Source organism: Nocardia sp. NBC_01009 (assembly GCF_045208035.1).
Taxonomy (GTDB): Bacteria; Actinomycetota; Actinomycetes; order Mycobacteriales; family Mycobacteriaceae; genus Nocardia.
Map to the genome: position 1 here is coordinate 178,744 of NZ_CP108695.1, position 13,882 is coordinate 192,625.

General features: G+C 66.7%; 13 protein-coding genes. 6 read left to right on the forward strand and 7 right to left on the reverse strand.

Annotated elements, in window-relative coordinates:
- Window positions 1-16: 16 nt before the first annotated feature.
- Window positions 17-3,499, reverse strand: coding sequence for an AfsR/SARP family transcriptional regulator (locus OHA42_RS00655; RefSeq protein WP_406233625.1), 3,483 nt, complete (start codon window positions 3,497-3,499; stop codon window positions 17-19).
- 130 nt (window positions 3,500-3,629) lie between these two features.
- Here OHA42_RS00655 and OHA42_RS00660 point away from each other — a divergent pair, with 130 nt between their 5' ends.
- Window positions 3,630-4,085, forward strand: a complete 456-nt coding sequence (locus OHA42_RS00660) for an SRPBCC family protein (RefSeq protein WP_406233627.1) — start codon at window positions 3,630-3,632, stop codon at window positions 4,083-4,085.
- Window positions 4,086-4,145: 60 nt separating this feature from the next.
- Window positions 4,146-5,018, forward strand: coding sequence for a 1,4-dihydroxy-2-naphthoate polyprenyltransferase (locus OHA42_RS00665; RefSeq protein WP_406233629.1), 873 nt, complete (start codon window positions 4,146-4,148; stop codon window positions 5,016-5,018).
- Window positions 5,019-5,108: 90 nt separating this feature from the next.
- On the opposite strand, the gene OHA42_RS00670 is transcribed toward OHA42_RS00665, so the two are convergent.
- From OHA42_RS00670 to OHA42_RS00690, 5 genes are all read right to left on the reverse strand, one after another.
- The gene (locus tag OHA42_RS00670) at window positions 5,109-5,492 is read right to left on the reverse strand and encodes a phage holin family protein (RefSeq protein ID WP_406233631.1); all 384 of its coding nucleotides are present in this window, start codon (window positions 5,490-5,492) and stop codon (window positions 5,109-5,111) included.
- A gap of 77 nt (window positions 5,493-5,569) precedes the next feature.
- Window positions 5,570-6,154, reverse strand: coding sequence for a Clp protease N-terminal domain-containing protein (locus tag OHA42_RS00675; RefSeq protein WP_406233632.1), 585 nt, complete (start codon window positions 6,152-6,154; stop codon window positions 5,570-5,572).
- Window positions 6,154-6,375, reverse strand: coding sequence for a helix-turn-helix domain-containing protein (locus OHA42_RS00680; protein WP_406233634.1), 222 nt, complete (start codon window positions 6,373-6,375; stop codon window positions 6,154-6,156). The genes OHA42_RS00675 and OHA42_RS00680 overlap by 1 nt, the downstream gene beginning before the upstream one ends.
- 159 nt (window positions 6,376-6,534) lie before the next feature.
- Window positions 6,535-7,620: a PLP-dependent cysteine synthase family protein gene (locus OHA42_RS00685; RefSeq protein WP_406233636.1), complete on the reverse strand. Its 1,086-nt coding sequence runs from the start codon at window positions 7,618-7,620 to the stop codon at window positions 6,535-6,537.
- The gene (locus OHA42_RS00690) at window positions 7,617-7,979 is read right to left on the reverse strand and encodes a DUF4229 domain-containing protein (protein WP_406233638.1); all 363 of its coding nucleotides are present in this window, start codon (window positions 7,977-7,979) and stop codon (window positions 7,617-7,619) included. The genes OHA42_RS00685 and OHA42_RS00690 overlap by 4 nt, the downstream gene beginning before the upstream one ends.
- Window positions 7,980-8,161: 182 nt before the next feature.
- On the opposite strand from OHA42_RS00690, the gene OHA42_RS00695 reads away from it, so the two are divergent.
- Together OHA42_RS00695 and OHA42_RS00700 are read left to right on the forward strand one after the other, a co-directional pair.
- Window positions 8,162-8,386: a BldC family transcriptional regulator gene (locus OHA42_RS00695; RefSeq protein ID WP_328406605.1), complete on the forward strand. Its 225-nt coding sequence runs from the start codon at window positions 8,162-8,164 to the stop codon at window positions 8,384-8,386.
- A gap of 121 nt (window positions 8,387-8,507) precedes the next feature.
- Window positions 8,508-8,714 (forward strand): hypothetical protein, encoded by a 207-nt coding sequence (locus OHA42_RS00700; protein WP_406233640.1) that lies wholly within the window; start codon window positions 8,508-8,510, stop codon window positions 8,712-8,714.
- 262 nt (window positions 8,715-8,976) lie between these two features.
- Here the strand turns inward: OHA42_RS00700 and OHA42_RS00705 are convergent, their stop codons facing one another.
- Entirely contained in the window at window positions 8,977-9,588 is a 612-nt protein-coding gene (locus OHA42_RS00705) for a hypothetical protein (RefSeq protein WP_406233641.1), read from the reverse strand.
- Between the two features lie 312 nt (window positions 9,589-9,900).
- Between OHA42_RS00705 and OHA42_RS00710 the strand changes: the two genes are divergently transcribed.
- Both OHA42_RS00710 and OHA42_RS00715 read left to right on the forward strand, forming a co-directional pair.
- Entirely contained in the window at window positions 9,901-10,539 is a 639-nt protein-coding gene (locus OHA42_RS00710) for a hypothetical protein (RefSeq protein ID WP_406233642.1), read from the forward strand.
- 189 nt (window positions 10,540-10,728) lie between these two features.
- Window positions 10,729-13,881 (forward strand): ATP-binding protein, encoded by a 3,153-nt coding sequence (locus OHA42_RS00715; RefSeq protein WP_406233643.1) that lies wholly within the window; start codon window positions 10,729-10,731, stop codon window positions 13,879-13,881.
- Window position 13,882: the final 1 nt, after the last annotated feature.

A 13,882-nucleotide genomic window follows, 5' to 3' on the forward strand; every position in this document is an offset into this window, starting at 1 on the left:
GCCCTTCCGAGGTAGATCATCGACCAGGGTGTGCGCTCGATCCGCGGCGACGCCCGACAAAGTCGTGCAGCAATTCGATGATTCGCTGCGCCGCGTCTTTGCGCCGCAGCGCCGCCGCTCGGGACACGGCCGCGTCCATTCGCTCGTCACCGGTCACTGCTCGATGCAACCGAATGTGGCGCCGCCATTCCATCGAGGGATAGTCCTGTCTGGCACCGACCTTGGCGGCCAGTGCAAGCAGCTCCAGACCGCGGCCGGGTTCTTCGCCGGTGGCGAGGTGATACGAACCGACCGCACATCCGACCGCACCGACTTGCGGCAGATCGAAGAACTGCGGAAGGCGATCCGCCGCGTTGCCCGCGAGCTCGTGCACCAGTCCGGACACCGTCGCCGCACGGCCGTGCAGGATATGCGCGTCGACGACCCCACTGGCCAGCATCAGTCCACCGGGTCCTGGCGCGATCGAGTCCTCCGGCCAGCCGAGCAGGTCGAGCGCCCGGTAGAAGTGGCGCATCCCGGCGTCGATATCGCCCTCGGCGAGCTCGAGTTCCGCGACCCCGCCGACCACAGCCGCCAAACGTGGATTGCGCCGCACGGACGGGCCGTCGACCGGGGATCGATAGGACGGATCCGAATCCGCGGATCCGAGCGCGGAGTCCAGCACCTGCCGCGCCTGCCCGAGCTGCCCCGTGCCGATCAGCGAGATCGCGAGGTAGCTACTCATTTCCAGCATTTCTTCGTGGGCGTGCAATTCCCGCAAGAGATCTGCGGCCCTGCGGTAGTACTGGACGGAATCGGCGTATTGCGCGGTCTGCCCGGCCAACTGCCCCAGATGCTGGACCACCATCGAGGTGCCCCACCGATCGCGGCCGTCCATGATTTTCAAGACTTTCAGCGCATCTCGAGCGGAGCCGTAGACCAGCCCGGAATTCTCCTGCGCGTTCATCCGGATGATCAGCGCGGCGGCGCGGACATCGTCGTCGGGCGAACGCGCACCCTCGGCGAGCAGCCTGGCTACCCTGGCCCCGGACGGATCCACACACAGGATCTCGCCGAGATATCGAATGCCCGCATTGAAATCGGTGCCGGTGCGCGCCAATCGGCGTGCGCGTGCTCGCACGGTGGCAATCGGGCGCAGGTCGGTGCTCATGTACAACATGTGCAAGGCCATCACCAGGTGAGCGAGCATCTGCAGATCGGCGACCGTACCGCGCACCGGCTGCTTTTCGGGCGGCAGCACCATGATCCTGCGTGCCCAACCCGTCAATTCCATATGTGCGCCGCGCATCACCCAGAGAATCGCGACCACCGGGAACACCCGGTACACGGTGCGCGAGTCGCGGCGCTCGACCGCGTAGCGCAGTACTGCGACCAGGTTGTCCAGGTCCGCCGCCACCGAAAGCACCGTGGGAACCTGCTCGCCCGCCCGATACCGATCCGCCGCGGCGACCGTGAAATCGCGGGCCCAGCGTGACATTCGGTGCATGACGAGCGCGCCCTCGTCGACTGCGCCCGGAACACCCGCCACCGCTTCGGTTCTGGTGAGCGCGAGCTGTTCCTCGCCGAATTCACGGACGGTCTCCAGCATCCGGTAGCGCGTGCCGACCGCGCCGTCGTCGTCCTCGAGCACCGTGAGCAGAGACTGGCCGACCAGGCCGTCCACGGCGCCGGCGACATCGTCCACCTCGGGGCCGCCTGCCACCGCCTCGGCGGCCGCGAGCGTGAAACCGCCCGGCATCCGGCACATTCGGCGCAGGGTCACCTGCTGCGGTTCGTCCAGCAGGTTCCAGCTCCAGGCGATCACCGCGTGCAGAGTTCGATGCCGAGCGGGTGAGGAACGATCCCCGCTGCGCAGCAGGGCGAAACGGTGCTCGAGCCTGGACTCGATCTCCTCCACGCTCATCGTGCGCACGCGAGCCGCGGCCAGCTCGATGGCGAGCGGCAAGCCGTCCAGCGTGCCGCACAACCGGGCGACCGCCTCCGAATTCAGTCGCACCGCCGGTCGCACCGCACGGGCCCGCGCCATGAAGAGGTCGGTGGCGGGCGATCCGGCCGCATCGATCGCCAAGGGCGACAACGGATACACCGTCTCGGCGGTGATCGCGAGCGGCGCGCGGCTGGTAGTCAGCACGGTGAGCTGATCACAGCTGCCGACCAGATCTGCGACAACCTCGGCGACCGCGTCGATCAGGTGCTCGCAGTTGTCCAGGATCAGCAGCATCGGACGGGCCGAGAGCGCGTCCCGAAGCCGTCTGCGCGCATCGACCGGCTGCCCAGGGCGCATGCGACCCGATTCCAGCACGACCTCACCCAAGCCGAGGGTGGTGCTGACCGCGCCTTCGATCTCCGAACGGGCATCGGCATCCGCGTCGGTGCGCACCGACGCGAGCTCCACCAGCACAACCGGCATGCCGTGCGCCACCCGAGCGCCCAATTCGTTGGCCACCCTGGTCTTTCCGGTGCCGCCGGGGCCGAGCACCGTGGTCACCCGCGACCGGCGCAGCAGTTCCTCGAGGGCATCCAGGTCGGCGGCCCTGCCGAGCAGGGTGTTGGGTGCCGCACGCAGCCCGATCGCGGTCACCGCACTCGGGGCCGAACCGCCCGACCACACAGCCGAATTTCGTCCGCCGGTGACTACCGGGTCGGCAGCCGCGTCCCGCGTCGGCCCGTCGAATACGGCACCATTCGCCGCGGCATCGCTGGGCGATCGCGGCGCGTGATCGGAGCGCTGGGCGAGACCGGGGACCGGGTCGCCACGCAGGATCGCGGTATTCAATTCGACAAGCGCCTGCCCCGGATCTGCGCCGAGTTCTTCAACCAGCCGACCTCGGATGGACGCGAACACCTCCAGCGCCTCGTTCGGCCGACCGGCCGCGGCAAGCAGCCGCATCAGCATCGCGTGTGTGGCCTCGTCGACGGGGTTGGCCGCGGCCCTTCGGCGGGTGATCGCCACCGCACCGTCGAGGTCACCACCGGACACCAGGGCCGAGACCTCGACAGCCTCCAGATCGGCGAATCGTTGCGCCGCCGCGGTACGCAGTTCGCCGGCCAGCTCGCCCGCGGGCAGATCCGCGCCGGGCTCGCCACGCCACAACGACCTGGCCTGCGCCACCGCGGCCGAGCATGCGGCGTGGTCACCCTCGGACTGCCGCCGGCGTGCCGTGCGCAGCAAGTCATCGGCCAACGTCAGATCGACCTGATCGGCGCGCAGGGTGAGCCGATAGCCCGCGGGCCCGATCTCCAGCGCACCGTCCGGCAGCGCCGACCGCAGCCGCGACACCTGGGTATGCAACGCGTTCATCGGCGAGCGGGGCGGCTGTTCACCCCAGACGTCGTCGATGAGGGCCTGCGCGCTGCGGCTGCGGCCGGGCCGCAGGGCCAAGGCGGCCAGCAGCAGCCGCGACCTGACGCCGGGCAGCGCCGCGAGCACACCGTCCCTGCGTAGCGCGATTTCGCCCAGCAGGGCCACCACGACCGATTCGCCTGCGGGCGTTGTCACAGTCCGACTTCGGCCGTCGGGGCCGTTCTGATCCGGAAACATTCCGTGGTCATCGTATGCGAGCGACACCGACCAGGTCGTCATGGTTTTTGGCCTCCATTCCGGCCGGTCGGTCGCCTACGCTGAGCACATGGCTGAGTTCGAGGTAGTTCGGCAGGCCGTTATCACGGCCGAGCCGTCGCGTATTCACGGGCTGATCGACGATTTCCACGAGTGGACGAAATGGTCACCGTGGGAGGACATCGATCCGCAATTGCAGCGGAGCTACACCGGGTCCGACGCCGGTGTCGGCGCCAAATACGCCTGGGACGGCAACCGCAAAGCCGGGCGCGGCGCCATGGAGATCACTTCCAGCGACGTTCGCGAAATCGGCATCAGGCTCGCGTTCGAGAAGCCGTTCAAGGCCGTCAACCAGACCACGTTCGAGCTGAATCCGGTCGAAAGCGGCACCCAGGTGGTGTGGCGGATGACCGGTCAGCGCCAAGGCGTGATGGGGCTGATCGGGAAGGTGTTCCCGATCGACAACATGGTCGGCAAGGACTTCGAGAAGGGTCTCGGCCGGCTGAAGGCGGTCGCCGAGGCGTAGGCGAACCGATCGGGCGGCGCTCGACGGACTCGGTGCGCCGGTACCTATTAGGCTGCGGGCATGGCTACAGCAGCGCAATGGATCGAGGGCGCACGGCCCCGCACCCTGCCAAACGCGATCGCCCCTGTCATTGCCGGTACCGGTGCCGCCGCGTCCATCGATGGCGCGGTGTGGTGGAAAGCGATTCTCGCGCTGCTGGTTTCGCTGGCACTGATCATCGGCGTGAATTACGCCAACGACTACTCCGACGGCATCCGCGGCACCGATGACGTGCGGGTCGGCCCGCTGCGGCTGGTCGGGCAGAAGCTCGCCTCGCCCGCCGCGGTCCGCAACGCCGCGATCATCAGTCTGGCCATCGGTGCGGTGTTCGGTCTGGTGCTCGTCGCCCTGTCGGCCTGGTGGCTGATTCTCGTCGGCGCCGCCTGCCTGGCGGGTGCGTGGTACTACACCGGCGGTAGCAAGCCCTACGGCTACAGCGGATTCGGCGAGATCGCGGTGTTCGTGTTCTTCGGTCTGATCGGTGTGCTCGGCACCCAGTTCGTGCAGGCCGACCGGATCGACTGGGCCGGTGTGGTGCTCGCCGTCGCGGTCGGCTCGTTCTCCAGCGCGGTGCTGGTAGCGAACAACCTGCGCGATATCCCGACAGATACCGAATCCGGGAAGGTGACCCTTGCGGTCAAGCTGGGCGACCCGCGCACCCGCACCCTGCACCTGGCGATGCTGGCGATCCCGTTCCTCGCCACGCTGATCCTGGTGGTCAGGACACCGTGGGCGCTGGTCGGACTGGTCGCGATCCCGCTCGCGGTCCGCGCCAACGCGCCGGTGCGCTCGGGCAAGGGCGGGCTGGAACTCATTCCAGCCCTCCGCGATTCGGGCCTTGCGCTGCTGGTCTGGTCCGCGGCGAGCGCGCTCGCCCTGGGGATTGCGGGCTGAGCGGAGCTCTAGCCTGCGCTCGGCCGAGCGCAGGGCTGCCCACGGGCCCCATCCGGCAATAGCCGTCAGCCGCTCCGAGACTTCAGCGCGTTAGTCGTCGCCGTCGGGGACCAGGATTCCCAGCACCCAGTTGACCACCGAGATGATGACGCCGCCCCAGACGGCGGCCCAGAAGCCGTCGACGCGCAGACCGTACTCGGTGGTTTCGGTGATCTTTGCGGTGAGCCACAGCATCAGTGCGTTGATCACCAGGAGGAACAGCCCGAGGGTGAGGATCACCAGCGGCAGCGACAGTAGTTTGACGATCGGCTTGACCAGTGCGTTTATCACGGTGAAGATCGCGGCGATCACCAGCACGGTGATGATCTTCTGGGTCGTACTGTTGTCGGGACTTAGGATCTCGATCTTGTCGACCCATGCCGCGGCCAGCCAGATGGCAACACCGTTGATGATCAACCGAATCAGAAGCTGCATGGCCCAATGCTAGGCCCGACGGGCGCGCGGGTGCTGCCCCACAACGCGAATTGTGGTGCCAGCACCCGCACACCGGGTCAGGCGGCACGATCGAGGAGGGCGAGCACCTTCGGTCGAAGTTCGGCGATCGCTCCGGAACCGCCGAGCAAACGGGTGGTAGTGGCATTGGGGGCACGCAGGATCCCGAGCAGCAGGTGCGCGGATTCGATGGTCTTGTCCTTGCGGGCGAGGGCTTCGCGCAGCGACAGCTCCACTACCTTCTTCGCGTCGCGAGCGAAGGGAATGTGCCCGAAGTTCCCGCCGCGACCCCAGCCGAACGGTCCGAGCCGCTGCTGCTCCGGCGTCACCCGGTCGAGCGCGTCCTCCCCGAAGGTGGCCTCCAGGCTCTCGCGCACCGCATCGAGGTCGATGCCGATGGAACGCAACGCCTCGGCGTCCTCTTCGCCGAGCGGCTGACTCTTGCCCGGCTGCGCCAGATTGCTGCGCACCCCATCGTGGGTGATGCCGGCCTCGGCCAGCAGTTCCTGCAACTCCTGCTCGCCTTGCGACAGCACGCCGAGCAGCACGTGCTCCACGTCGATGGTCGAGGACCGCAGCTCACGGGCGTCCTCCTGCGCCATCACGATGGCCGTTCGGGCCGCCCTACTGAACCGTTCGAACATCAGCGGTTTCCGCCTCTCCGAGAGTGTTTGTAATGGACCGCCTGCTTGCTGACCTCGAGCGCCTCCGCGATCTGCTGCCATGACCAGCCCTGTCCCCTGGCATTGGCCACTTGGATCGCTTCGAGACGTTCGAGCAGCCGACGCAGTGCGAGCACCGCGCGCAGCCCGACCTTGGGGTCGGGGCTGCCCGCGGCGGCCGCCAGTGTGGTTGCCTCAGTCATGTCGTCAATTTTTATTGACGACATCGGTTCTGTCAATAAAAATTGACGATCGGCGGCACCGGACACCGGCAGTTCACTACGGGAGAAACAGACAACCCCGCCGGCCGAGGCAACTCGGGCGGCGGGGTTGCGAGAACAAGACCGGAAGGGAACGCGGCGTTATCCGCTCCAGACGCCGGTGCTGTGGAACTTGTCCAGGATCGCCGCGGGCTCGGCTAGGCCCATCCCCTGAGCCACAACCCACTCGTCGTTGAAATACGTTCCGGCATAACGATCTCCGCCGTCACAGAGCAACGTCACCACACTGCCGGAGCGCCCAGCGGCGATCATCTCGGCAATAAGAGCGAAGGCGCCCCACAGGTTCGTCCCGGTGGAACCGCCCACCCGGCGGCCGATTACGCCACTGGCGTGCCGTGCGGTCGCGATGGACGCGGCATCGGGAACCTCGATCATGCGGTCGACCACCTGGCCGACGAACGACGGCTCCACCCGCGGGCGGCCGATTCCCTCGATGCGCGAAGACATTCCGGTTTCGTAGCCCACGTCACCGGTTTCATAGCCGCCGTAGAACGCGGAGTTCTCCGGGTCGACGACGGCCAGCTTCGTCGCATGCCTGCGATAGCGGATATAGCGGCCGATGGTGGCACTGGTGCCGCCGGTGCCCGCGCCGACGACGATCCAGTCCGGCACCGGGTTGGTCTCCAAAGCCATTTGCTCGAAGACGGATTCGGCGATGTTGTTGTTGCCACGCCAGTCGGTGGCCCGCTCGGCGTGAGTGAACTGGTCCATGTAGTGGCCGCCGCATTCGGCAGCGAGCCGGGCCGCCTCGGTGTACATGTCCGGTGGTCGCTGCACGAAATGACAACGGCCGCCCTGGGCTTCGATGAGCGCGATCTTCTGCGGCGAGGTGCTCGCCGGCATCACCGCGACGAAATCCAGCCCGAGCAGCTTCGCGAAATACGCCTCGCTCACCGCGGTCGAACCGGACGACGCCTCGACCACCGTGGTGCCCTCGCCGACCCAGCCGTTGCAAATCGCATACAAGAAAAGGGATCTCGCGAGCCGATGCTTGAGACTGCCGGTGATGTGGGTGGATTCGTCCTTCAGGTACAACTGGACGCGCCATTCGCCGGGCAGCGGGTAGCGCAGCAGATGGGTGTCGGCGCTGCGCTGGGTGTCGGCGTCGATCAACCGCACGGCATTGTCGACCCAGTCGCGCGGGGTGCTGCGGTCGCACTGCTTCATGCGGACGTGCCCCCGTCTTTGCCCCCGTCCGGGGTCTCGCCGCGCAGCCTGGCCCGCAACTGCGCCTTGTCCCTGCGGCGCTTCTCGTCCACCACCGCGATGTCCTCGTTGACGCGGGTGCGCAGCTTCTTGAACAGCGTCAGCGACAGCGGCATCGCGATGAGTAGCGCGAACAGGGCGGCGACCACCAGCGGAATGTCCACCGACACCAGCCGGGCGATCCCGACGATCGCCACCGTGATGACGACGACCAGACCCAGCCTCACGAGGGTGTAGAGCGCCAGATTGCGGGCCAGCCGCCGGCCAGCGCCAGCGGTTTGCTGTCCAGTTGCACCTTCCGGTGGAGTTGCGTCACTCACGTCGATCAGCCTATGCGAAGCTATCGGCCGCCTTCGGCGAGACCTCGTACCGAAGGTGGATGTCGTATCCGATTTGTCTATTACTTCCCCTTTACCAACTGTAGGTGGTTCGACTACGTAGGGGTCGCAGTGCAACGATGGCGCCACTGATGAGGGAACTGTCGAGAACGGAGAGGTTTGCTATGACTGCGCTTACCGTCGGCGGCCAGGACACCCTGCTGACACCGGGCCAAGTGGCCGCCATGTTCCACGTCGATCCAAAGACCGTCACCCGCTGGGCCCACGCCGGGCGTCTCGGGTCGCTGCGCACGCCGGGCGGACATCGCCGGTTCCGTGAGTCCGAAGTTCTGCAACTACTCAGGTCGTTGACCACAGAGGCCACCAGCACCGCGGTCAACGCACGCTGACCCGCAGGCCCCGCTCGGGCCCGCTGTCCAGGGGCCCGTGCAAGGCTGTCGCACCAATTTCGCATCTCAGGTGTCCGAAGACTACGTACGCGGCTACCCTCGATACCAGGAGGTGAGCGACGTGACGTACCTGTTGGCACTCATCGCAGTTGTGGCTGTCGCGGTGTTGTGCTGGAAGGCGTTCGGCCCGGAGAAGTCGGGTACGACCACCCCACCCACGCGGTCACCACAGCGTAAGAACATCAAGGGTCCCGACGACGACCCCGAATTCCTGTGGCGGCTGTCCCGACAGCACCGCGACGGCGACTCGGGTCCCACCGAGCGCTGAGAATCGCGCGCTGGAGTTCGTCCCCGCGCGGCGTCAGTCCTGCGTCGATCCGGAGACCGTCTCGAAATCCACGAGCCCGTGTCTCGTCAGCGACCTCGGCGCGGCGCCCCGAGGTACCGGGGATAGATCACCCACGCCACCGACCCGACAACCGTTGCGCGGGTAACCCAACACTCCCGCACACCGGATGTCGTCGGTCGGAATCCGCCTACTCACGGACACCGCCAGCACACGCGGCCTCCTATCGAGGCGCCACCCTGGATCAGGGCTCACCCCGGACGACCGCGCCCATGGCATCCAGGAACGACTGTCCGCCCATGATGTAGCCGCCGGCGATCGCGCCGACCAGCAGGCCGATCGGGCCGGTGATGATGCTGAAGAAACCGAGGCCGACCACGGCGCCGATCAGACCACCGATCAGACCGCCGGCGACCAGGCCGATGACGTTCTTGTTGAGCTCGGTGACAAGCCTGGCCATGGAGCTGATGGACTGCATCTCGCCGATGTTCTTGGCGCTCACTTGCGGTGTGAGAGCAAGCTTTCGGCCGTTGTCACTGATTTCGTGTGCGACCGCCATCCGGCTTCCGGAGATGTCGAAGGCCAGCGGCACCTCGGCGACCACCGCGCCGCTTGCGGATTTCAACGCAACCTTCGCACCGTTGTCGACAAGCTCGAAGGCGCCGCCGTCGACGGCAGTGGTGATCACGCCTGCGACATCGGAGAGGACGGTACGGTAGCTGATTCCTTGCTCGACGCCCGATGCCGAAACCTCTCGGATGACCTCTTCCGCAGGCTTCGCATTAACCGTTCCCGCAGCGATTCCCACCGCAGCAATGGCTAAAACAGTGGTGGCGGCGAACATGCCGAACTTCATTCAGGTATTTCCTTCTCACGAGACCTCCGGCTCGTGCAGCCGGATGACGTGTACAGCGACAGTATCTTGTTGCCATACATGGCAATAGATATACCTACCGTAGGTCATCGTTGCCCCATCGTGACCTGGTCGTTCGACCAATGTCGCGATTTTGCGAAGATTGTGGCACCGGCCGAAATACGATGTCGGACAACAACTCGACGCGCACCCGCTGGATAGTGTATGCATTTGCGTGATCTGCAAACTGCAAGTTTCACAACTTCGAACCTCGGCGGGGTATGTTCGAAGCGCAACAGCTCTGGAGGATCTCACGTGTCGCGCCAACGTATCCGTGCCGCCGTCGTATTGACGGTCTTCGTTGCTGCGACCGCGTTGACGGCAGCCCTCGTCGCAATGATCGCGGTGTCGATGAACGATCACGATCCCGATGTCAAAGAACAGGCGCAAGCCAACGAAAGCACAAGCACAGCAGCCACATCGGCGGCACCGTCCATCGAAGAGTTCCCGTTGACGACCCCGCCGCCCACCACCGTTGGAGCTCGCGGCGAGACCGGCAAACAGCTCATTCGGCTGCAGGTGAATCCTGGCGACTGCGTGGAAATCACCGGCGCGGGCGACACCACCACCCTCGGCAAAGCCGCCTGCGGCAGTGGAAGCTCCACCTACAAGGTCATCGACAAAACTGCCCAGTGCCCGAGCGACGCCGACCGTACCTTCCAGCAAACCCCGGAATCCGCCCTCTGCCTGGACATCGACTGGGTGGTAGGCGGCTGCATGGAACTGGTCCCCAACGAATCGAAACGCATCGACTGCGCCGCCCGAGGCACCCCCAACGGCGGGCGCGTGGTGGAGATCAAACACAACACCGTCGACGTCAACCGCTGCTCGAAGGGTGACCGCGGAATCGTCTACCAAGAGCGCAAATTCGTCGTCTGCGTCGCCCGCATGTGAGGATGCTGCCCGTTCGCTCGCCAGCGGTGCCGCGTGTTCGACACCGCTCTTATCAGCGCACGGGTAGGCCGATCCACGACGCAACGCGCCCGCACAACCGGATACCGCAGGCGAAAACTAGTTCGTCCTGGTAGCGGGTCCGGATTTGCTCGACGGGCCACCCGGCGCGCCGGCGATTACGGTGTGCGGGTGGGTATCGAGATGACCTTGCTGTCGGGAGTGGCGCTACGTGATCAGGAGATCAGCGGCGCGCGGACGTGCGGGTTGCTCGCTCTGCTGGCAATGGATTTACGCAACGGCTCCAGCGCCGCTCGGCTGATTGCCGGAGTGTGGCCGGAGGACGCGCCCGAGAATCCAGCCAAGGCGTTGCAGGTGCTGGTGTCGCGGACGCGATCGCAGCTGGGCGCCGACCTTATTGCGAGCACGCCCACCGGCTATCGGCTGACGCTGAGTCCCGAGCAGATCGACGCGACAGCGCTGGAAGTGCACGCGGCGGCAGCGCAACGCCATGCCAGGGCAGCTGACCACGTGGCGGCACTCGATCAGGCAGCGGCCGGACTCGCGCTGTGGAACGGGGTCGTCGAGCACGCCTCGGGCGCGGATCCGTTGTCCGAGTTGCGCATTGCCAAGCAGCCCGCGTATCGGACCCTGCTGATCGTGTTCGCGTTGGCGTTGTCCCGGTTGGGCAGGTACGCCGAAGCCGTCGGGCCGCTGACCGACGCCGCGACGAGCGAGCCACGCAACGAGGAGGTGCTGGCCGAGCTGTTGCGGGCGGAGGCCGACACCGCGGGGCCCGCTGCCGCGCTCGCCCGATACGACGATTACCGGCGGATGTTGCGCGACGAGCTCGGCGCGGATCCGGGCACCGTGCTCCAGACGATTCATAAACAGCTGCTGAGGGCGAACGAACCTGTGGTTCGCCACGGCATCCTGCACGATCCGAACCCGTTGCTCGGCCGCGAAACAGACATCGCGGCGGTGACCGCGCTGCTGCGATCCGCGCGAGTCGTCTCCCTCGTCGGCCCCGGCGGCCTCGGCAAGACTCGCATGGCCCATGCCGTCGGCAGGCTGGCCGAGCAGCGGGTAGTGCACCTCGTCCCGCTCGCCGGTGTCGAGGACGACGGCATGGTCGCCACCGAGGTGGCCGGTGCGCTGGGAGCGGGTGATGCGTCGCAGGCCGGGCCATCGACTGGCAACAGCGTCATCTCCGCCATCGCCAAATCGTTGGGGTCCGGTCCCACCCTACTGATCCTGGACAACTGCGAGCAGGTTCTCGAGGGAGTCAGCGCACTGGTCGGTCCGCTGGTGTCACTGGTAGCAGACCTGCGCATCCTCGTCACCAGCCGGGCGCCGCTGGGATTGACCTCGGAGGCGGTCCATCTGCTTCCTGAGCTGGCGCCTGCGACGGCGGCCGAGTTGTTCGGGCAGCGCGCCCGCGCGGTGCGGCCGGACATCGCGCTGCCGCCAGCCGAGGTGGCGGCACTATGCGCCCAGCTGGACGGGCTGCCATTGGCCATCGAGCTGGCGGCGGCGCGGGTGCGGGTGATGTCGGTCGCCGAGATCTCGGGCCGATTGGTTGACCGGTTCGCGCTGCTACGCAGCGGCTCCCGCGATGCGCCACAACGGCATCGGACGCTGCATGCGGTGGTCGATTGGAGCTGGAACCTGCTCGACGAGCAAGCGCAGGCAGCGATGCGGTTGTTGTCGGTCTTTCCCAACGGATTCACCGCTATCGCGGCGAACCGATTGCTCAGCGGCGACTCGGGCGACACAGACGGCCTGGATGAGACATTGGAGATGCTCGAGCATCTGGTCGACCATTCGTTGATCCAGATCACCGAGGTCGGCTCGGGCACCCGGTTCCGGATGCTGGAGACCGTCAGGGATTTCGGTGCGGCTCGGCGGGCCGATGCGGGTGAGGGCGAGCGTGCGTTGGCCGGGTTCCTGGCCTGGGCACGCGAATTCGGTGTCGGCGCCAACGAGATCGCCTTCACCGACCAAGGGGAAAAGAACCCCGTGCGCGCCGAGCAGGACAACCTGGTGCGGGCCCTGCGGCTCGGGCTGGATCGCTCGGACGGGCCGACGGTGGCCGCCACCTGGGCGGCGTTGGGTGCCTGGTGGTACGTCGGATCCCACTACGCGTGGATCGTGGAGCTGGTGGGCGAATGTGCCTGGGTGCTCTCGCATTACCGGCCTGAACCCGACTATGTGGAGGTGACCCGTACGGCGGCGACCGTCTGCGCGTTGAGTGCCGTCACCCAGAGTGGTTTCGAGCTGCGATCGATGCTGGTATTGCGCCGCCTGCCCGCGGCGCCGCCGGACACCCTGGTGCGCGCCGTTGCGGTGATTTTCCGCGCTGGACCCGAGCTGCTCGGTCCGGACTCCGCCGCACTGGATCGGCTGTGCGCTAGTGATCAACCGCTGCTCGCCGGCGTTGCCCACCTCGTCGCGAGCTTCCGCGCGGAGCAGACAGGTGACCGCGACGAGGCACTCGCGGCGACCCGGCGGATGCTCGCCGCCTTCGAGCGCACGTCGAATACCTGGATGCAGTTCCAGGCACGTTGCCGGATCGGCAAACTCGCGCTGCTGTCGGAGCAGGGGGAGCTGGCGCGGCAGCAGGTGGAACGAGCGCTGCGGCAGCTCGTGGACCATGGGCCGAGGCCGGATCGCGTCGATCTGATTGTCGGGCTGGTCATGGCGTCACTGCAGCTCGGGGATATCGAAGGCGCCGAGCAGTGGTTGACGCAGGTTGCCGACCATGCCGACCCGTTCGCGCAGCCGTACAAGGTGATTGCCGATGCCGAAATTCGGCTCGCCCGCGGCGATATCGATGATGGACTGCGGCGCTGGCGGGGGATTGCCGAGCTGGTAGCGAGCACCTCGCATCCCTTCTACCGTCCCGATCCGCGCGGTGTGCAGGTGTGGGCGTTGGAGGCTCGGTCGGCGATGGTCCTGGCACACGCCTACCACAGCCGGCTGGATCTGGTCGGCGCTCTCGTCGAAGATCTGCCCTGGCAGGTGACCGCGTTACTGGAGCATCCGGTGACCCAGCCGGGCGGCTATCTGGCGGAGCTGACAGCTTGTGGCGCAGTTCTTTTGGCATTGGCGATGGTGGATATCGACCGCGGCCGGACGGCGGACGGCGCCCGCCTGATCGCGTTGGCCGAACGGTTCGATCCACCGCGGCAGATCCATCCGACCATGTCGAGTAAGCGAGCCAGAGAGTGCGCCGCAAACGCAGATGAGGCGGCGTATGTCGAGGGTGTCTCGACATACGCCGCCCTGGACATACTCGGCTTGCGTTCCGCCGCCCTTGCCGCACTGCGGAAACGGAGGGCCTGAT

Excerpts from the sequence above, each read along its gene's own strand:
- OHA42_RS00660 (WP_406233627.1), top strand. The coding sequence starts at position 3,630 with ATGGCTGAGTTCGAGGTAGTTCGGCAGGCCGTTATCACGGCCGAGCCG.
- OHA42_RS00665 (WP_406233629.1), top strand. The coding sequence starts at position 4,146 with ATGGCTACAGCAGCGCAATGGATCGAGGGCGCACGGCCCCGCACCCTG.
- OHA42_RS00670 (WP_406233631.1), bottom strand. The coding sequence starts at position 5,492 with ATGCAGCTTCTGATTCGGTTGATCATCAACGGTGTTGCCATCTGGCTG.
- OHA42_RS00675 (WP_406233632.1), bottom strand. The coding sequence starts at position 6,154 with ATGTTCGAACGGTTCAGTAGGGCGGCCCGAACGGCCATCGTGATGGCG.
- OHA42_RS00680 (WP_406233634.1), bottom strand. The coding sequence starts at position 6,375 with ATGACTGAGGCAACCACACTGGCGGCCGCCGCGGGCAGCCCCGACCCC.
- OHA42_RS00685 (WP_406233636.1), bottom strand. The coding sequence starts at position 7,620 with ATGAAGCAGTGCGACCGCAGCACCCCGCGCGACTGGGTCGACAATGCC.
- OHA42_RS00695 (WP_328406605.1), top strand. The coding sequence starts at position 8,162 with ATGACTGCGCTTACCGTCGGCGGCCAGGACACCCTGCTGACACCGGGC.
- OHA42_RS00705 (WP_406233641.1), bottom strand. The coding sequence starts at position 9,588 with ATGAAGTTCGGCATGTTCGCCGCCACCACTGTTTTAGCCATTGCTGCG.